Raw genomic sequence first — 19620 nt, 5'->3', positions numbered from 1 at the left:
TTTGAGTGAATAGAAGGGCAATTTCTCGTTTCTACTCGCTCAAAAGGAGGGGACTGGGAAAAAACTCAGTCCCTGAATAAAGAAAATCCCCAACTCTTTCTAAATTGAAGGAGTTGGGGATTTTATTGTTTTAAAAGACATAGTGAGCCAAATACCTTATAATTTAAGTACGACCAAAAACCAAAGGAGTGACTCACCATGTATCAAAATTATAACACAATGGAGACGGCCTTAGCACTACAATTGGATTTTACAATCCCGAGTGATCACGAAGCACGCCTCATCAGCCGTTTCGTCGATTCGATTCCTTCGGAATTTCTCCTGGAAGAGACGTCTCATACAGGTCGCCCTGCCTTTCATCCCGCGATGCTTTTGAAGATGTGCTTATTTGCCTATAGCCGCACCACATTTTCCGGACGCAAAATGGAACGCATGAATGAAGAATCGATTCCCATGAAGTGGTTGACAGGCGACACTTCTGTTAGCTACAAGACAATCAACAATTTCCGTTCAAGCGAGCATGCATCAAAGCTTATTAAGTATGCCTTCATTCTTTTCACAACACTCTTGAGTGACAACGGCTTGATTCACGAAGATGCGTTATATATCGACGGTACGAAGATACAAGCCGATGCAAATATTTATAGTTTTACTTGGAAGAAAGCAATCGAACGCTATGAAGCAAAACTCAATGATAACGTTTCGAAATTGTATGATGAACTCGTCCAAGCAAAAGTAAACCTCGCTTTATCGGAAGAGACATTGAAAACAGCAGAAGGTATTAAAGAAATAATCGGTTCTCTCGACAAGGAACTTGTGGCCGTCGAAGCTGCGATTACAGAAGAAAAAGTGGTTCCTAAAGGTGGTTCGGAACAGAAGCGACGTCGTCGCATCCTCAAAAAATACCGGAATAAATGTAAAAAAGATTTCTTACCGCGTAAGCAACGCTATGAAGAAGCAAACGCCACATTTGAAGACCGAAACAGTTTCTCTAAAACAGATACGGACGCAACGTTCATGTGCATGAAAGAAGATCCGATGAAGAACCGTGAGTTGAAACCGGGCTATAATCTTCAGGTCGCATCGAGCAATCAGTTTGTCATCGCCTATGATATTTTTTCAAATCCGACGGATACACGCACGTTTATCCCTTTTTTGGAATCCATTCAAACGTTGGATTTATTCACGTATATCGCTGCAGATGCCGGTTATGGCAGCGAAGAAAATTACGAGGCGGTTCTGGATACCTTTGGTAAGGTTCCGCTCATCCCATACGGCATGTATCATAAAGAAAACACTAAAGCCTATCGCTCTAATCCTAAACACCGCTATAACTGGGATTATGACGAGATCGAGGATGCCTATACAGATTTAGACGGTGTACGCTTTAGTTTCTCGCATTACAGTACGCGAAATGATAAGAATGGTTTTCAAAGACAATTTAAAGTATACAAGGCTGATGTGGAACAACAGGACGAGTCGCGCAATCAATTAGCCAAGACACCGAAAGGTGCCCAGCGCCAGACAGCGGTCAACTATAACTGGGAATACTTCAAGCAGCATGTAAAAGAAAGCCTTGAGAGCGATCGTGGAAAAGAAATCTACGCACAACGAAAAATCGACGTAGAAACTGTTTTTGGTCGTATGAAAGGTGTATTTGGCATGCGCAGAACTCATGTCAGAGGCAAGCAAGCCGTTCATAATGACATCGGGATCATGCTTATGAGCATGAATCTTACAAAACTAGCCCTTGAGGCTAGAAGAAAAGCGGAAGCTTTTTACAAAAATCCAGTGAAAAATAAAAATCGCAATGAAACAATCAGAATTATGATTATTTCATTACGCTTTTTTTATTTAAGGCTAGTTATTTCCCAGTCCCTTTTGTTTACGATCTGCTTGCTCTAATTGTGTGCGTCTTTTAGTTGACTCCTTAAACATATTTGCCAATTCGTCAACATTATCTTCTTGAATAGCTTGCTTCATCAGTTGAAATTGTTTCTCGAAGCCTTCAACTGCAGCCAATAGTTGGGCTTTATTTTCAATAAATAGTTCTGACCACAAGCTATCATTGATTTTAGCAATCCGTGTTAAATCACGGTAGCTGTCACCAATAAACTTTACCGTATCACGATTTGAATCATCGCTATTAATTAAAGACACAGCAATAACATGGCAAAGTTGACTTGTAAAGGCAATCATTTCATCATGCTTTTGTGGCTGAACAATGGTCACCCGTTTGAAACCAATTCGTTTAATCAGTTGTTCTAGCCACTCGATATTCTCGGGCTGATTATCAGTTGTTGGTGTGAGTAGATAGTTGGCACCTTCAAAAACATCTGCATCTGAATAAGCATAACCTCTGTTCTCGCGACCTGCCATGGGATGTCCATAAATAAAATCAACATGTTCAGGAATTTCAGCCTTTAACTGCTCGACTAGCACCCCTTTAACACCAGCTACATCTGTTAAAATTGCACCTTTTTTAAAGTCATTACGGTGTTTTTTTATAAAATCCTTTAATGCTCTAGGGTAAAGACAGATCATGACTAAATCTGCTTGTTGTAAAATCGTTTCGTTAGCAGTCTCCCCGTAGTCAATCATTCCTTCACTTAGAGCCGTTTGTAGTGTTTCTTCATCTGGATCAATTGCTAAAACACGTTCACCATCTTGATGGTATTTTTTTAATGCCTTGGCGAAGGAACCGCCAACGACACCTAAACCTACAATTGCAATAGTTGTCATCTCTTTCTATCCCTTCTTATTGGTTAATGCGGAATCAAACCTTCCTAATACTTGAAGGTGTTCAGAAACCTGTTCTAAGGTTTGCCATAATAATTCGAATGGGACAGTAGATTTTGAAACATCCACTTCCATAAAGAACCCGTAAGTAAATGGTTTACCAGCAATTGGACGCGCGTTAAGTGATTCCATATTACAGTCAAATAAGGTGAAGACTTGGAGTAGCTTAGCTAATGCACCCGATTCGTGTTTGGTCTCAATGTATAGCGATAGAATGTCTCCTTTTAGGGTAACTTTTTCATTCGGAGCCATAATATAAAAACGAGTGGTATTCATGGATTCTGTTTGAACACTAGCAGCGAGTTGCTTTAAGCCATAGAGTTCACCCGCTCGTTTACTTGCTAAGGCTGCTTGGTGAATACTACCTTCTTCCGCTATAAACTGGGCAGATTTAGCAGTATCTTCATAAGCTTTAGCTGTGATATGCGGATGATTAGCGAAAAAGGTATCGCACTGAGATAGGGCTTCTGGATGCGAATAAGCTTCTGTGATGGTGTTAATCTCGCTCTTCTCTAGCCCCCATAAATAGTGCTGGATGGATTGATAATTTTCGTCAATGGCTACTAGAGACCGATAACGTAACAAATCAACCGTTCGAGCGATAAGGCCTGTTGTCGAATTTTCGACTGGAATGACGATTAAATCAAGATGGCCGTCTTCTATCTCATCGATCAATGCTTTAAATGATGAATAACCAATTGCTGTCACGTCTTGTAGTTTATGTGCGTGCTTGTATTCTTGTAAGGCCGTTTCACTATAAGATCCCGGAACACCCTGATAACCAATTTTCATTATAATTCCCCCTTTTTCAATAAAAAACTCTACCCAGAAATAATCTAAGTAGAGTACATAAGGTTTTCTCCCGTTGTTACAACATATCAGGAATTGCCTTGCCGTTCAGCCACTTTGTTAGTTCAAGCGGCAATCAAACACAGATAAGCCACCTTAGATATGATGAAAAAATCATTCGCTCATACCACAGGTTGGCATGAACGCTATCTAAAGTAGCTAAAATATGTGATTGATTGACTAGCAAGTTTAATGGACATGATATAACCTCTTTTCATTTATGCTTCCATCCTACATGAGTTTTAGCTAAAAAACAAGATATTTTCTCATTTACTTCTCATTTGACTGTAGAATTTTATTACTGAATCAATTAGAGCACTCGGCTGTGCAATAAAAAAGTCATGCTGACCATTGGGAACAATTGCCAAATCAGCATTTGGTATCAGTCTTGCAATCTGTTCAGTATGGCTGAGCGGAATAACATCTAACTCCCCTGCCATCACTAAAACAGGACAACGAATCGCTTTTAAATCTGCCTCTTCTAGCGCTAACTGGTCTAACATTAATCGCAAGATGCTCTCTTTTCTTTTTTGCTCTTCAGATGGCGCTAGCTGTCTTAACTGCTTTAACTCTTCCAACAATTCACTGTATAAAGGTTCAACTAATGCGGTTTGATCATAGTTAGCTCCCATAATGGTTAGTGACGTTACACGCTTTGGATAATGGGCTGCTAAATAAAGGCCAATATTACCACCATCGCTAAATCCAATGATATGAACGGATTTCAACTGATTAGCATCCATTAAACAGACAATATCTTCTGCAATTTGTTGAAAAGTCAACAACTCAACAGCAAAGTCTGATTTGCCATGACCTCTTGTGTCGAGCGCATAAACCGCGTAATTCTCGGTAAAGGCGTCAAAAATACCTGAAAAAATATCAGCATTCTCATTGTTACCATGTAGAAAGAGGATGGCCTCCCCTTCGCCAGCTTGTAGGTAACGTAATTTACCTCGCTTTGTTTCAAGGTAGTGTTCATTCATCTAGATTATCCTCAAGCTCCCAATCGATTGGGGTCTTTCCTCGTTTTATTAATTCTTCATTGATTCTTGAGAAAGGTTTTGTTCCAAAAAACCCACGATGAGCAGACAAAGGACTCGGATGGGGTGCCGTTAAAATAATGTGTTTTTCACTATCAATTAAGGCTGTCTTAGCAATCGAGGCATTTCCCCATAAGACAAAAATAACCGGTTCTTGCCGCTTGTTAAGTGCACGAATAACCGCATCCGTCAGCATCTCCCAACCTTTACCGCGGTGAGAATAAGCTTGCCCTTGCCGAACAGTGAGAACGGTATTGAGTAGGAAGACACCTTGGTCTGCCCATTTCCTTAAGTCGCCATGGTTGGCAGCTTCGATTCCTAAATCAGATGCTAATTCCTTATAAATATTTCTCAATGATGGTGGTATAGCGACTCCTTTTTGAACAGAGAAGCTTAGCCCATGAGCTTGGTTAGGTCCATGATAAGGATCCTGACCTAAAATGACTACTTTTACTGCTTGGTAAGGGGTCCGTTCAAAAGCTTCCCAAATGTGGTTCATCTCCGGATAGATGGTTTGCGTTTGATACTCTTCTTTTAAAAAATTCCGCAACTGTTGGTAGTAGGCGGACTGAAATTCCTCTTCTAGGAGATTTTGCCAATCATTATGAATGATTTGTTTCATTTTTAGCACCTCTCGTCCTTATTTGTTTTATTTTAACACACTTCAGATTGTCCATTTTCTTCTATTTAATGATAAACTAGTATCAGAGCACTATAATGGGAGGTTTTTTCGTGATTGAATTAATTGTTTCAGATATGGATGGTACCTTATTAAATAATAAATTAGCTGTTTCTGACACTAATCGTGAAGCGATTGAATATGCAGAACGTAAGGGCATTAAATTTATGGTTGCAACTGGACGTGGGTATACAGAAGCCGTTCCTGCCTTACAAGAAGCAGGTATTTCTTGTCCTATGATTACCGTTAATGGCGGCCAACTCTTCGATGAAGCGGGTAACTTGATTGCTAATATTGGGATTGATAAAGCACGGATTCGCCGTATCCTTGATTTTGTGAGATCAAAAGGATTATATGCCGAAATCGTTACGACAAAAGGTGTCTTTTCAGATGATAAGGTGGGTCGTATCGAAACGATGACAACCTTATTAAAAACAACTAATCCTGATACAACCTTTAAAATGGCACTTGTCTTGGCTCTAAGTCGTCTGGAATTATTGAATATTCATTACGTGAATCATTTTGATGAGGTTTTAGATGACGATAGTTCTCAAATATTAAAAGTGTTAGTCTTTAGTAATATCGGACAACCCGAATTGCAAGTCATTCGAGAAGAATTTGAAACAGATGAGGAACTGATTATTACCTCTTCTTTCTTTAACAATATTGAAATTAACCATGTTGAAGCACAAAAAGGAATTGCGGTTGAACGCTTCGCTAAAGAAATGGGTATTTCAATGGAAAATGTGATGACAATTGGTGATAACTTTAACGATGCATCTATGCTTAAAAATGCAGGTGTCAGCTTTGCGATGGGAAATGCTGAAGAAGGCGTTAAGGCGATTGCCAAATATGTGACAACAACTAATAATGAGAATGGCGTAGCTGATGCTATTTTCAGAGCAATTAACGAAAAATTATAATTAAGGTAACACATTGCTCCCCTTCTTCGTCTTTAAAGATAGAAGGGAGTTGTTAAAAATGGACCAATACATGGAATTAATTAGCAATACGGGCTTTCCAATTGTTGTTTCTCTCTACTTATTAAGTAGAATGGAGAAAAAATTGGATTCTCTCGTTAATGCGATTGATAAGCTGTGCGAGTCATACACGACAGCGAATAAGCGTTAAATTTAGAAGAGGTCTTTTCAGTTTTGAAAAAGGCCTCTTTTCTATTTCTCATGTTTTTCTCATTGCATTCTTTTTAAATGCTCGTTTTTTTGATAGAATAGTTAGGAGTAATGGAAATGGGCTTGCAAATAGCTTGCCTGAAAGGAGAATCATGATGGCAGACACAAAAGTTCTGGTTCAAGATTTAAAAAAGAGTTTCGGAGATAATGAAGTATTAAAAGGCATTGATATGACAATCACAGAAGGTGAAGTCGTTTGTATTATTGGTCCTTCTGGTTCTGGGAAAAGTACATTTCTCCGTTGTTTAAATGGTTTGGAAGAAATCTCTGGTGGAGCAGTTCTCGTCGACAATGTTGACATTACCAATCCTAAAACAGATATTAATAAAGTTCGAGAAGAGATTGGTATGGTTTTCCAACATTTTAATCTTTTCCCTCACTTAACGGTAGCTGAAAATATTACACTTGCTCCTGTTGAATTAAAACGAATGTCTAAAGAAGAAGCAAAGGAAAAAGCTTTGGAATTATTGCAAACAGTTGGCTTAGTTGAAAAAGCAGATGTTTTCCCTAATTCACTATCAGGTGGACAAAAACAACGTGTCGCTATTGCACGTGCTCTTGCTATGAATCCGGATATTATGCTGTTTGATGAACCCACATCAGCACTAGACCCTGAAATGGTTGGGGAAGTTTTAGAAGTTATGAAGCAGCTTGCTAAAGATGGGATGACAATGGTTGTCGTTACCCATGAGATGGGCTTTGCCCGCGAAGTTGGTGACCGGGTGATTTTTATGGATGGTGGTTATATCGTTGAAGAAGGTACACCAGTTGATGTCTTCCAAAATCCGCAGCATCCACGTACTCAAGATTTCTTAAATAAAGTGCTATAATTAGAAAAGGGACTGGGAAATAACTAGCCTTAAATAAAAAAAGCGTAATGAAATAATCATAATTCTGATTGTTTCATTGCGATTTTTATTTTTCACTGGATTTTTGTAAAAAGCTTCCGCTTTTCTTCTAGCCTCAAGGGCTAGTTTTGTAAGATTCATGCTCATAAGCATGATCCCGATGTCATTATGAACGGCTTGCTTGCCTCTGACATGAGTTCTGCGCATGCCAAATACACCTTTCATACGACCAAAAACAGTTTCTACGTCGATTTTTCGTTGTGCGTAGATTTCTTTTCCACGATCGCTCTCAAGGCTTTCTTTTACATGCTGCTTGAAGTATTCCCAGTTATAGTTGACCGCTGTCTGGCGCTGGGCACCTTTCGGTGTCTTGGCTAATTGATTGCGCGACTCGTCCTGTTGTTCCACATCAGCCTTGTATACTTTAAATTGTCTTTGAAAACCATTCTTATCATTTCGCGTACTGTAATGCGAGAAACTAAAGCGTACACCGTCTAAATCTGTATAGGCATCCTCGATCTCGTCATAATCCCAGTTATAGCGGTGTTTAGGATTAGAGCGATAGGCTTTAGTGTTTTCTTTATGATACATGCCGTATGGGATGAGCGGAACCTTACCAAAGGTATCCAGAACCGCCTCGTAATTTTCTTCGCTGCCATAACCGGCATCTGCAGCGATATACGTGAATAAATCCAACGTTTGAATGGATTCCAAAAAAGGGATAAACGTGCGTGTATCCGTCGGATTTGAAAAAATATCATAGGCGATGACAAACTGATTGCTCGATGCGACCTGAAGATTATAGCCCGGTTTCAACTCACGGTTCTTCATCGGATCTTCTTTCATGCACATGAACGTTGCGTCCGTATCTGTTTTAGAGAAACTGTTTCGGTCTTCAAATGTGGCGTTTGCTTCTTCATAGCGTTGCTTACGCGGTAAGAAATCTTTTTTACATTTATTCCGGTATTTTTTGAGGATGCGACGACGTCGCTTCTGTTCCGAACCACCTTTAGGAACCACTTTTTCTTCTGTAATCGCAGCTTCGACGGCCACAAGTTCCTTGTCGAGAGAACCGATTATTTCTTTAATACCTTCTGCTGTTTTCAATGTCTCTTCCGATAAAGCGAGGTTTACTTTTGCTTGGACGAGTTCATCATACAATTTCGAAACGTTATCATTGAGTTTTGCTTCATAGCGTTCGATTGCTTTCTTCCAAGTAAAACTATAAATATTTGCATCGGCTTGTATCTTCGTACCGTCGATATATAACGCATCTTCGTGAATCAAGCCGTTGTCACTCAAGAGTGTTGTGAAAAGAATGAAGGCATACTTAATAAGCTTTGATGCATGCTCGCTTGAACGGAAATTGTTGATTGTCTTGTAGCTAACAGAAGTGTCGCCTGTCAACCACTTCATGGGAATCGATTCTTCATTCATGCGTTCCATTTTGCGTCCGGAAAATGTGGTGCGGCTATAGGCAAATAAGCACATCTTCAAAAGCATCGCGGGATGAAAGGCAGGGCGACCTGTATGAGACGTCTCTTCCAGGAGAAATTCCGAAGGAATCGAATCGACGAAACGGCTGATGAGGCGTGCTTCGTGATCACTCGGGATTGTAAAATCCAATTGTAGTGCTAAGGCCGTCTCCATTGTGTTATAATTTTGATACATGGTGAGTCACTCCTTTGGTTTTTGGTCGTACTTAAATTATAAGGTATTTGGCTCACTATGTCTTTTAAAACAATAAAATCCCCAACTCCTTCAATTTAGAAAGAGTTGGGGATTTTCTTTATTCAGGGACTGAGTTTTTTCCCAGTCCCTTTTTTGCAGATAAACTTGAGTTGAATAGATTGCTTGGCTTTCTACTTACTCTACCGTTCGCAATGTCAAACAGAAAAGCACAGCCGCTAAACGGTTGTGCTTTGTTTTAGTTCAATATTTTAATTGTTAATGTTTGACGACCAAAGTCATAGCAAGCTTGTAAGTCTTCCATATGAAGGTCAATTTTATTTCCAATGATTGCTGATCCGGTATCTCCTGCAATAGCAATTCCGTATCCTGGTACTTCAACAATTGACCCTAGAGGAATAACACTTGGGTCAACAGCAATAACCATTGGATTCACTCTTAAGTCAATACCTGTACGCGTAAAATTGGTTAAGTATGGCTCATTACGAGAATAGGCAGTTGCGACAACTGTTAAGGTCTTTCCATCTGTACTTGGAGTTGGGGTTTCTACAATCGTGTCCTCTTTTTCAGTAGGATTAGTTGTTTGAACAGGCGTCTTGTTTACCGATTCTTTAGCTGCAGCTTCTTCAGCTCTTGCCCGTTCTTCTGCTTCAGCTTGAGCAGCTAATACAGCGCGTTCTGCTTCTTCTTGTGCATCAATTTCAGCTTGTTTGGCAGCTTCTTCGGCAGCGATGCGATCAGCTTCTGCTTTCTCAGCTGCTTCTTTTTCTTGACGGGCCACTTCAGCTAGACGATTTTCTTCGGTTGTTTTATCGGTTAAAATTTCTTGCAAGACAAGTTCATTATTAGATAAAACGGTCTGAAGTTCTTCCAATTCAGTATGAAGAGAGTCCGTTTCGATACGAGCCAATTCAGCCTTGGCTTTTCCATCTGCAACTTCTTGAGCGAGACGATTTTCCAAAGCAATCATTTTCTTTTCTTCTTCTATGGCTAATTCGATTCGTTCGTTATCAGCTGATTGAAGTTGGCCAATTAGAATAAACTTAGCTAAAAAGTCTGAAAAGTTATCTGACTTTAGCAACATTAAAATACGGTTGTCAGAAGATGGGCTTGTTTGTAAAGCGACTAATCGTTCTTTCAATTGATTTTTCCGAGCTGCTATGCCTTCTTTTTGCTTGTCAATTTCTTCTAATGTTTTTTCTTGCTGGGTTTCTACCTCTGCTACTTCAAGAGTTAAGCTGTCTAGTTCAGATTTTCGCTCATTAATCGACATCAGCATCGTGCTAATATCGCCTTGTAATGCTTGAATTTCTTCCGTTTTCTTTTGTTCTTGCGCATTCAACTGGTCTAATGTTGACGCATGAATCGGTGTTCCTAACAACAGTTGTCCTGCTAAACTAGCAAGAAGAACTTTTCCGAGCTTACGACTTTTACTCACTTGGGCTCGCCTCTTTCTTTTCAGATTCCTATCCATTATACGCTTTGTTATGGAGTGGGGGGTTTCATTTCTCTTACGATTCAATGTCAAAACGACTGTTTTGTAACAAGTTTGTAATATAGTTTAGTTCGAAATTCCTTTGCTTCCACACTCTCAGATTGCTATCATAGAAGAATATACAAGTGAAAAGGAGATTAACTATGTCTAAAAAAGCTTATTATGCGGCCCCTCTTTTTTCAGAAATGGAACTGCAATACAACCGTTATTTAACTGATTTAATAAAAAAAGAATTCTCAGATTTAGATATTTATATCCCTCAAGATCAAGGCGATATCAACGATAAAAATGCCTACGCTGATTCAATAATGATTGCAAAATATGATACAGATGCCCTTCTTGCTTCTGATATCATGATTGCTGTTTTAGATGGCGCAACAATTGATGTTGGAGTTGCAACTGAAATTGGTGTTGCTTATCAAGCTGGTATTCCCGTTATCGGTTTGTACACGGATTCTCGCCAACAAGGAGCAACTAATCCTCAAAAATTAGAAGCGCTACAAACGATTGCCGAGTCACAATTTTCATATGCTAACTTGTATACGATCGGTCTTATCAAAACAAATGGTATAGTTGTCGGCAACTCAACAGACCTACTCAAAGAAATTCATCGTTATCTAAACTAAACATAGCGGCATCAGGAAGAATTGACTTCCTGATGCCGTTTTTTTTAGGGTAGTGCTCACAACTGTCGAGTGGCAGCTCATTTTCCTGCCTACTCGACATAAAAAGCACGAAAGCTGTCCAGTGAGCGATTATAAAGCAACCACTCGACACTTTTTAAGAGTTTAACACTTTTCGTGAATTGAAAATGATAATTTCATGACAAAATGCCTTTCTTTCTATAAAATGACCTTAAGAGAATACTTAGGAGGACGCTTTATGAATTCAGAAATGATTAGTTTAATTGATATCGGATCAAATACGATTCGCTTGGTTATCTTTGAAATTGGGGAAGATTACCGTCTATATGAACTGCAGAATATCAAAACCCCTGCTCGTCTCTCACAATACCTCAACGAGGATAAAGTGATGTCTCAGGACGGTATTGATGTTTTAGTCAATGTTCTTGATAATTTTTACGACGTTTCGAAGCGTTATAAGGTTTCAAAACTGATGCCAATGGCGACGGCTGCCATTCGTCAAGCCGCTAATCAAGCCGACATTTTGAAGCAGGTCAAAAAGAAAGTTGGCATTCAGATACAGATCATTCCTGAAGAAAAAGAAGCTTTTTATGGTAGTTACGCTGTGGCCCGTACCACCCAAACAAAAAACAGTGTGACCGTTGATATTGGAGGGGGAAGTACGGAAATTACCCTTTTCGAAAATAAAAAAATCATTAACTACCATAGTTTTCCCTTTGGCGTCGTGACCTTGAAGCAACTCTTTTTTACCGACAAAGACCACAACAATGACAAGGCCATTGAGAAAATGACTCAGTTCGTTAAAGAGCAATTCAAATCTTTAAAATGGCTAAAAAAATGTCAACTTCCGATAACTGCAATAGGTGGATCTGCTAGAAGCATTGCCAATGTTCATCAGAGAACTGTCGACTATCCGCTAGGTGGTGTACACGGTTATCAAATGTCAGCTAATGATTTAAATGATACCTTAGAACTCTTCAAATCATTAACCATTCCTGAATTGCAAAATCTAGACGGGCTCAGCCAAGATCGTGCTGATATTATTATTCCAGCCAACGTTGTTTTTAAGAGCTTGTTTGAAGAGGTGAAGGCACCCGTCTTTATCTTTAGCAATAAGGGGCTTCGCGAAGGAATCATTATGGATTATATTAATGAAAAAACTGATCAAACGGCCTTTTCTACTCAAAATGTAGCTAACCAAAGTATTTACAGACTTGGGCTTGCTTACCATACTCAAGATCATGTTGCTGACTACAGAGGTTTTTTAGTTAGTGCGCTCTATGAGGAACTTTGTAAGCAGAATATTTTTGAAAAAGATGGTCAAATCGCACGTCTTTTACAGTATGGCAGCTACCTATATTATATGGGGGAATACATTGAAAATAGCGCTGGATCTCAGCATACCTTTTATATTATTTCCAATAGTGAATTAGATGGCGTATCTCATCAAGACCGTGTCGTTATTAGTTTGCTAGCTAGCTATAAAAACAAATCTCTTTTCAATCAATATATTAAGCCATTTCATCATTGGTTTAATGTCAGCTACATCGACCATATCCGCCATTTAGGTGGTGTCATTAAATTTGCTAATGCCTTGAACGATTCGCATATGTCTGTGATTAAAAAAATGTCCTTAGTTAAAACGAAGGATGGATACGACTTACAACTCTTCCATAACGGTCCTGTTATCGCTGAACGGTACCGCGCATCTCGACAAAAAAAACATTTAGATCGCTTATTGAGAAAAGATTTAAACCTATCATTTATTGAATTACCCTAATCTTATTCTATTGGAGGCATTTATCACATGACTCAAGAAACTCTCATTAATCTTGCTTCACCAGATTTTTACTTTAATCGAGAATTGAGCTGGCTCGATTTTAATCGCCGGGTGATTTTGGAAGCGCGTGATTCGCATAATCCCCTCCTAGAACGGATGAATTTTCTAGCCATTGGCAGTTCAAACCTCGACGAATTTTTCATGGTACGTGTTGCTGGTCTCCAAGATCAATTGAAATTTGGCTTTGATCAGCCAGACTCTAAAACATTGATGACATCAGACCAACAACTCAATGCCATCTCAGAAAAGAACCGAAAAAATGTCGCCCTTCAATACGACAGCTACGAATCATTGCGAGAAGAAGCCTGTCAGTATCAGCTTCAATTTGTTTCCATTGAGGACCTAACTGAAGATGAGTACACGGAAGTGAATCACTACTACTATGAGTCGCTCTTGCCTATTTTAACACCACTAAGAATTGATGCTTACCACCCCTTCCCGCATTTAAATAATAAGATGCTGCATCTCTTTGTACGGTTGAAGCAAGGTAAGAACGGGCAAAATGCCGTTATTCCTATACCGACACTGACTAGTCGTTACTACGTGATTCAAAACGGTGACCAACGAAAGTTTGTTTTTCTCGAAGATATTATCGCTAACTATTTGTATACGCTCTTTCCCGGTATCGAAATCGTTGATTATTTTGTTTTTCGTATCACTCGAAATGCCGATTTAGATATTAACGAAGATGGCGCAGAAGATTTGTTGTTAGTCATTGAAGACTTTTTAAAACAACGAAAAAATGGATCAGCTGTCCGACTAGAAGTTGATCACCGTCATGCTAAAACAGATGTTTCTGAGAGTATTCAGTTTCTAATGGACGAACTAGAATTAAAACAACGTGACTATTATTCAATCAATGGTCCACTCGACTTAACCTTTATTTTCCAAATTAGTAGCATGTTAAAGTCAGATTTTCCCGAATTAGCTTATCAGCCCTTCCAACCGACTATCCCTGCTGAATTAAAGGATTCTGATTTGTTCGAGGTCATTGAGAAACAAGATGTCTTCCTACACCACCCCTATGATTCCTTTGACCCAGTCGTTGCCTTTATTAATGAGGCAGCCGACGACAAGGATACTTGGGCGATTAAACAAACACTCTATCGCGTCTCCAAAGATTCACCTATTGTCGGTGCACTTAAGCGAGCTGCTGAAAATGGGGTTCAAGTGACTGTTCTCGTCGAATTGAAGGCTCGTTTTGATGAAGAGAACAACCTTCACTGGGCTAAAGAATTAGAAGAATCCGGCGCTAATGTTCTTTATGGTATGTCTGATTTAAAAACACATAGTAAAATAGCGCTTGTCGTTAAAAAGAAAAATGGGAAAATGATTCGTTATGTTCACCTTGGAACTGGAAACTATAATGACCAAACCGCTAAACTTTATGAGGATATGGGTATTATGACAACTAACCAAGAAATTGGTGAAGATGCCACACTCTTTTTTAATTACTTAAGTGGCTATTCAGAAACACCCGTTTATAAGCATCTCTACGTTTCACCTGACCGGATTCGCTTATCCTTTTTCGATTACATTGAAAAAGAAATTGCCCTTCATAAAAAATATAAAAGCGGTCGTATTATTGCCAAAATGAATTCATTGACTGATAAAAAGATTATTATGAAACTTTATGAAGCTAGCCAAGCTGGTGTTCAAATTGATCTAATTATTCGAGGTATTTGTTGCTTAAGAGCCGGCATTCCAGGGGTAAGTGAGAATATTCGGGTGAGAAGTATTGTTGGTCGCTTTTTAGAACACAGTCGCATTTACTATTTCCATCAAAATGGCAAACGGCATCTCTTTTTGTCATCCGCTGATATGATGACGCGTAATATGGTTGACCGTGTTGAAATTGAATTTCCTGTTTTAGATGAAGCAATCAAGGATGAAATTTTGTCGATTATTGATTATTATTTGGCAGATAATGTCAAAGCGAGAGAACTACTAGCAGATGGCAAATATGACTATATTAGAAATGACCAGGAACAAATAGTCGCTCAAGATTACTTTATGCTCCTATCCCAACCAAAAGAGGCTATTATCGAGCCATTAGAAAAACCATTGGATACGCTAGTGGAAACAGCAGCTGACTCTTCTATTCCGGTTCAAACATTTCTACCATTACTAATATTAGCAAGCTTTCTACTGGGTGTTATTTTAGCCCAAGTGATTGATTTAATCCCACTCATTATCGCAACCTTTCTTGCTGTTTTAGTTACCATTCTTGTTATAAGCTTAAAAAAACGCCCATTCAGTTAAATCTGAACGGGCGTTTCGGTTATTATTTTTTTACTTTAGCAAGAACTAAACCAATGACAAAGCCGATGGTAGCTGGGATGAGCCAGCCCATGCCATAATTAAATAAAGGAATGTAGGCCTGTGCCCACTCAGAAAGAAAACCAATTCTAAAAAAAGTTTTAGCTTCAACTGGCAAGGCATGAATAAAATCAACAATCGCAAACGGCATAGTAAAAACGGTCGTTACCTGATAAACAATCGCATGATCTTTAAACAGCGGACTGACTAATGCCACTAAAATCAAAGTAATCGCTAATGGGTAAAGGAACATCAAAACTGGAACTGAATAGGCAATTATTTGTGATAAACCTAGATTGGCAACTCCAAATGAAATAGCTGTAAACAGAAACACAAATTGATTGTAACTTAGTTTGTTTGGAAACAACGTAACGAACATTTCGCTAATTGCTGTAATTAGCCCAACTGCAGTTTTAAAACAAGCTACAGTAATAATGATCGCTAGGAAAATTGCTCCGAAACTTCCAAAGTAATGATGAGAAATTTCAGCTAATGCCATCCCACCATTTTCACTAACATTGAAAATACCTTGACTAGAAGCTCCGATATAAACAAGGCTGGTATAAATGACAATCATTAACAGCATACTAAACATACCTGCAATAACGGTATCACGTGCAATGTGTGATGGTTTAGTAACGCCTAAACTTTGAATGGTACGAACCACAATAATCCCAAATGCCAGTGATGCTAAAGCATCCATCGTGTTATAACCTTCTAAAAAACCAGTGAAGAATGCACCGCTTTGATAGGCTTCTGCTACAGCTACTGTGCTAACGTCTCCCATTGGTTTCAATAAAGAAAAGATAATCATTAATGCCAATGATCCTAAGAAGATAGGATTAAGGATTTTCCCAACCCATGTTAAAATACCAGATGGTCGTAAAGAGAACCACAAGGACGCTCCAAAAAATAAGAAAGAAAAGATAAATAAAAATAAGGCCAGTTGATTGGCATCTAAATATGGCGCTAGTGCCACTTCAAACGATACTGTGGCAGTACGAGGTGTTGAAAAGAAAGGCCCAATTGTTAAGTACAAGGCGATTGTAAAAAACAAACCATACTTATGACTGATTTTGCTCGCTAGGACATACAGACTGTCTTTTCGAGAAAGACCCATTGCCACAATTCCTAAAAAGGGTAACCCAACTGCTGTAATAATAAAGCCCAGTGTTGCTTGTATCATCTGAGAACCAGACATTTGTCCCATTTGAATAGGAAAAATTAAATTTCCAGCCCCAAAAAACAAACCAAAGAGCATTGATCCAATAAATAAATATTCTTTTAGTGTTAATTTTTTATCCATAATAACTCCTCTATCACAATGAAAATCACATGCCGATTAATTCTAACATCTTTTTTAGCCTTCTACCACCTGCCCTAAAAAATGTTATAATGTTGGTATTGAAGACTTTTTTATGAAAGGAGTATTTCCTTGGAAAAAGATAACTTACTGATGACCGAGGTGACCATTCAAGGGCGTTTTTATGATATGGCTCTTTATAGCGGCAAGCTTTATTTATGGGGAAATGATCAGACATTACACATTTATCGTTGGAATAAGTGGATGGAGTCAGTTGTTTTTTCAGACTTACCCATTTATCAATATGCACTTTCAACACAATTTCTATCTTTAAACATATCAAATCTAGCTCCCTTCTTAGTAAAAGAAGTGGTTATTTCACCACATATGCGCGATTTTGTCATTTTCAATCATACGCTCTATCTGATAACAGATGATGGCTTCTACAGTTTAGATACGGATCAGGCAGAGCCTCACTTAAATAAAATCCAATCAGGTAGTTTCCACCTTCTATCCTTAAGTGAAAAGAACCGTATGATTTTAGTTTCTAATGAGACGGGTGTTTATGAATATCGATCTGAACAACAAAAAATGATTCATTGGGACGATACACCGACCGCTTCAATTGTTTGGGATAATCATCATATTTTACAACTTGATGACGCTAAGCAGCCCTTACAGCTTTTGCGTTTCCATGTCAGTAAAAAGGAACCTATTCTTTTAAGCAAGGTGTCAAAAGACCAACTCTATACCCAGCAGCTCTATAGCAATACATCATTGCTACAATCACATAGAAAAGAAGAGACGAGCAACTTGTTTGGATATTTATCATCAGAAGAAACTGCTAGCTTAGATAGCCTGCTTGAAATTGTTGTTGTTCAGAACGTACCCCACCCTTATTTGTCAACACCAACCCTTGACGAAAATAGTTTATATATTGAAGAATCAGATGGCCTGTATCTCCTACTCGATGATAAGCCCTATCTTATTGCTCAACAGGATTACCAAAAATACCGAACCTTTTATAAATCACGTAACTATAAGCACTATCTTCATTATCTAACTCGAGACACATTAACCATACTGATTTTCCATAAACGGACTTAATTCTGGGAAGTGGCTTACTTTTATGACAGAATGTGTTAGAATGTGAAAGGAAAATAACAAAGAATTGAGGAATGCCAAAAATGATTACTGTATCAAACGTCAGTCTATTGTTTTCTGACCGTAAACTTTTTGACAATGTAAACATAAAATTCACACCGGGTAACTGTTATGGTGTTATCGGAGCAAATGGTGCAGGGAAATCTACATTCTTGAAGATCCTTTCTGGAGACGTTCAACCGACAACAGGTGATGTGATCATGGATCCAAACGAACGTTTATCTGTTTTAAATCAGGACCACTATGGTTTTGAGGACCATCAAGTTTTAGACACAGTTGTAATGGGTAACAAACGCCTATACGAAGTTCGCCAAGAAAAAGACGCTATTTATATGAAGGAAGAATTTACTGATGCTGACGGTATTCGTGCCGGCGAGCTTGAGGGTGAATTTGCTGAATTAAATGGTTGGGAAGCTGAAGCTGATGCAGCTAGCTTGCTACAAGGTTTAGGAATTACAGAAGACCTTCACGACAAAAAAATGAGCGAATTAATTGAGCCACAAAAAGTAAAAGTTCTTTTAGCACAAGCTTTGTTTGGTCAACCAGACGTTCTACTATTGGACGAGCCGACAAACGGTTTAGACAAACAATCAATCGAATGGTTGTCAGAATTCTTAATTAACTTCCCAAATACTGTTATCGTTGTATCCCATGACCGTCACTTCTTAAACACAGTGTGTACTCACATGGCTGACGTTGACTTTGGTAAGATTCAACTTTACGTTGGTAACTACGATTTCTGGTTACAATCAAGCCAATTGGCAGCTAAATTAGCAGCTGACCAAAACTCTAAAAAAGAAGAAAAAATCAAAGAATTACAAGACTTTATTGCGCGCTTTAGTGCGAATGCTTCTAAATCTAAACAAGCAACTTCTCGTAAGAAAATGCTTGATAAGATTACATTAGATGACATTCAACCTTCTTCACGTAAATACCCATTCGTTGGTTTCTCACCAGAACGTGAAATCGGAAATGACCTTTTAATCGTTGATGGTATTTCAAAAACTATCGATGGCGAAAAAGTTTTGGATAACGTTAGCTTTACATTAAGCCGTACAGATAAAGTTGCCTTCACAAGTCGTCGTGACATTGCGATTTCAACGCTATTCCAAATTTTAACGGGTGAAATGGAAGCTGACTCTGGTACATTCAAATGGGGTGTCACAACGTCACGTAGCTACTTGCCAAAAGACCATTCATCAGAATTCCCTAATCCTGAGATGAACATCTTAGATTGGTTACGTCAATTCGCTGGTAAAGAAGAAGATGACAATACTTTCCTACGTAGTTTCTTAGGCCGTATGTTATTCTCAGGCGATGAAGTAATGAAGAAATTGTCTGTTCTTTCTGGGGGAGAAAAAGTACGTGTTATCTTATCTAAGATGATGTTATCAAAATCAAACGTACTCATTCTTGATGATCCAACAAACCACTTGGACTTGGAATCAATCACAGCATTGAACGACGGATTAATTGCCTTCAAGGGCGCTATGCTATTCTCTTCTCATGACTACGAGTTTGTTAATACAACAGCTAATCGTATCATTGAAGTAAGTGCAAATGGTGTTGTTGACCGCTTGAATACAACTTATGAAGAATTCTTAAATGACAAAGACGTTCAAAAACGCGTTGACGCATTATACGAATAGTTAAACTGAAAAACCTGTAGGAAGAATTATCTTCCTACAGGTTTTTTTGTTATAGACTAGGGGATTATAAGTTCAGCCATCAATGTCTAGCTCCCAATTCCTTTCCTAGTGA

General features: G+C 38.7%; 16 protein-coding genes. 9 read left to right on the top strand and 7 right to left on the bottom strand.

Features of this window, described 5'->3' with window-relative positions; all coding sequences use genetic code 11:
- Positions 1-198: 198 nt before the first annotated feature.
- On the top strand, positions 199-1905 hold the full coding sequence (locus BW721_RS00890; RefSeq protein ID WP_076765296.1) for an IS1182 family transposase: 1707 nt from the start codon (positions 199-201) through the stop codon (positions 1903-1905).
- On the opposite strand, the gene BW721_RS00885 is transcribed toward BW721_RS00890, so the two are convergent.
- The 4 genes from BW721_RS00885 to BW721_RS00870 form a co-directional block, all read right to left on the bottom strand.
- Positions 1861-2742 (bottom strand): prephenate dehydrogenase, encoded by an 882-nt coding sequence (locus BW721_RS00885; protein ID WP_076765294.1) that lies wholly within the window; start codon positions 2740-2742, stop codon positions 1861-1863. The genes BW721_RS00890 and BW721_RS00885 overlap by 45 nt on opposite strands.
- A 6-nt stretch (positions 2743-2748) precedes the next feature.
- Complete coding sequence (locus BW721_RS00880; protein ID WP_083686739.1) at positions 2749-3591, bottom strand: prephenate dehydratase; 843 nt, start codon at positions 3589-3591, stop codon at positions 2749-2751.
- Positions 3592-3914: 323 nt separating this feature from the next.
- Entirely contained in the window at positions 3915-4631 is a 717-nt protein-coding gene (locus BW721_RS00875; protein WP_076765291.1) for an alpha/beta fold hydrolase, read from the bottom strand.
- A complete protein-coding gene (locus BW721_RS00870) occupies positions 4624-5310 on the bottom strand; it encodes a uracil-DNA glycosylase (RefSeq protein WP_076765289.1) in 687 nt (228 codons plus the stop codon). Before BW721_RS00870 ends, BW721_RS00875 begins: the two co-directional genes overlap by 8 nt.
- Before the next feature lie 110 nt (positions 5311-5420).
- Between BW721_RS00870 and BW721_RS00865 the strand changes: the two genes are divergently transcribed.
- The 3 genes from BW721_RS00865 to BW721_RS00855 all read left to right on the top strand — a co-directional run bounded on the left by BW721_RS00865 (position 5421) and on the right by BW721_RS00855 (position 7387).
- The gene (locus tag BW721_RS00865; protein ID WP_076765287.1) at positions 5421-6290 is read left to right on the top strand and encodes a Cof-type HAD-IIB family hydrolase; all 870 of its coding nucleotides are present in this window, start codon (positions 5421-5423) and stop codon (positions 6288-6290) included.
- 58 nt (positions 6291-6348) lie between these two features.
- Positions 6349-6498, top strand: coding sequence for a YvrJ family protein (locus BW721_RS00860; RefSeq protein WP_076765286.1), 150 nt, complete (start codon positions 6349-6351; stop codon positions 6496-6498).
- A gap of 154 nt (positions 6499-6652) precedes the next feature.
- A complete protein-coding gene (locus tag BW721_RS00855; protein ID WP_076765284.1) occupies positions 6653-7387 on the top strand; it encodes an amino acid ABC transporter ATP-binding protein in 735 nt (244 codons plus the stop codon).
- Here BW721_RS00855 and BW721_RS00850 read toward each other — a convergent pair whose 3' ends face one another.
- Both BW721_RS00850 and BW721_RS00845 read right to left on the bottom strand, forming a co-directional pair.
- Positions 7388-9076: an IS1182 family transposase gene (locus BW721_RS00850; protein WP_076765282.1), complete on the bottom strand. Its 1689-nt coding sequence runs from the start codon at positions 9074-9076 to the stop codon at positions 7388-7390. It lies immediately after the preceding gene.
- Positions 9077-9332: 256 nt separating this feature from the next.
- A complete protein-coding gene (locus BW721_RS00845) occupies positions 9333-10532 on the bottom strand; it encodes a 3D domain-containing protein (protein ID WP_076765280.1) in 1200 nt (399 codons plus the stop codon).
- A 200-nt stretch (positions 10533-10732) separates the two neighbouring features.
- Between BW721_RS00845 and BW721_RS00840 the strand changes: the two genes are divergently transcribed.
- The 3 genes from BW721_RS00840 to BW721_RS00830 all read left to right on the top strand — a co-directional run bounded on the left by BW721_RS00840 (position 10733) and on the right by BW721_RS00830 (position 15335).
- The gene (locus BW721_RS00840) at positions 10733-11215 is read left to right on the top strand and encodes a nucleoside 2-deoxyribosyltransferase (RefSeq protein ID WP_076765278.1); all 483 of its coding nucleotides are present in this window, start codon (positions 10733-10735) and stop codon (positions 11213-11215) included.
- Positions 11216-11471: 256 nt separating this feature from the next.
- A complete protein-coding gene (locus BW721_RS00835) occupies positions 11472-13013 on the top strand; it encodes a Ppx/GppA family phosphatase (RefSeq protein ID WP_076765276.1) in 1542 nt (513 codons plus the stop codon).
- 27 nt (positions 13014-13040) lie between these two features.
- On the top strand, positions 13041-15335 hold the full coding sequence (locus tag BW721_RS00830) for an RNA degradosome polyphosphate kinase (RefSeq protein ID WP_076765272.1): 2295 nt from the start codon (positions 13041-13043) through the stop codon (positions 15333-15335).
- 22 nt (positions 15336-15357) lie between these two features.
- On the opposite strand, the gene brnQ is transcribed toward BW721_RS00830, so the two are convergent.
- Complete coding sequence (brnQ, locus tag BW721_RS00825) at positions 15358-16698, bottom strand: branched-chain amino acid transport system II carrier protein (RefSeq protein ID WP_076765270.1); 1341 nt, start codon at positions 16696-16698, stop codon at positions 15358-15360.
- 129 nt (positions 16699-16827) lie between these two features.
- On the opposite strand from brnQ, the gene BW721_RS00820 reads away from it, so the two are divergent.
- The gene (locus BW721_RS00820; protein WP_076765268.1) at positions 16828-17802 is read left to right on the top strand and encodes a hypothetical protein; all 975 of its coding nucleotides are present in this window, start codon (positions 16828-16830) and stop codon (positions 17800-17802) included.
- Between the two features lie 80 nt (positions 17803-17882).
- On the top strand, positions 17883-19508 hold the full coding sequence (locus tag BW721_RS00815) for an ABC-F family ATP-binding cassette domain-containing protein (RefSeq protein WP_076765267.1): 1626 nt from the start codon (positions 17883-17885) through the stop codon (positions 19506-19508).
- Positions 19509-19620: the final 112 nt, after the last annotated feature.

It is taken from the genome of Jeotgalibaca sp. PTS2502, from assembly GCF_001975685.1.
GTDB classification, from domain to species: Bacteria; Bacillota; Bacilli; order Lactobacillales; family Aerococcaceae; genus Jeotgalibaca; species Jeotgalibaca arthritidis.
The sequence above is the reverse complement of the archived record's forward strand: the minus strand, read 5'-3'. Positions and strand labels throughout refer to the sequence as shown.

Coding starts and splice junctions, on each gene's coding strand:
- BW721_RS00855 (WP_076765284.1), top strand. CDS start 6,653: ATGGCAGACACAAAAGTTCTGGTTCAAGATTTAAAAAAGAGTTTCGGA.
- brnQ (WP_076765270.1), bottom strand. CDS start 16,698: ATGGATAAAAAATTAACACTAAAAGAATATTTATTTATTGGATCAATG.
- BW721_RS00890 (WP_076765296.1), top strand. CDS start 199: ATGTATCAAAATTATAACACAATGGAGACGGCCTTAGCACTACAATTG.
- BW721_RS00835 (WP_076765276.1), top strand. CDS start 11,472: ATGAATTCAGAAATGATTAGTTTAATTGATATCGGATCAAATACGATT.
- BW721_RS00870 (WP_076765289.1), bottom strand. CDS start 5,310: ATGAAACAAATCATTCATAATGATTGGCAAAATCTCCTAGAAGAGGAA.
- BW721_RS00885 (WP_076765294.1), bottom strand. CDS start 2,742: ATGACAACTATTGCAATTGTAGGTTTAGGTGTCGTTGGCGGTTCCTTC.
- BW721_RS00840 (WP_076765278.1), top strand. CDS start 10,733: ATGTCTAAAAAAGCTTATTATGCGGCCCCTCTTTTTTCAGAAATGGAA.
- BW721_RS00860 (WP_076765286.1), top strand. CDS start 6,349: ATGGACCAATACATGGAATTAATTAGCAATACGGGCTTTCCAATTGTT.
- BW721_RS00815 (WP_076765267.1), top strand. CDS start 17,883: ATGATTACTGTATCAAACGTCAGTCTATTGTTTTCTGACCGTAAACTT.
- BW721_RS00880 (WP_083686739.1), bottom strand. CDS start 3,591: ATGAAAATTGGTTATCAGGGTGTTCCGGGATCTTATAGTGAAACGGCC.
- BW721_RS00875 (WP_076765291.1), bottom strand. CDS start 4,631: ATGAATGAACACTACCTTGAAACAAAGCGAGGTAAATTACGTTACCTA.
- BW721_RS00850 (WP_076765282.1), bottom strand. CDS start 9,076: ATGTATCAAAATTATAACACAATGGAGACGGCCTTAGCACTACAATTG.
- BW721_RS00830 (WP_076765272.1), top strand. CDS start 13,041: ATGACTCAAGAAACTCTCATTAATCTTGCTTCACCAGATTTTTACTTT.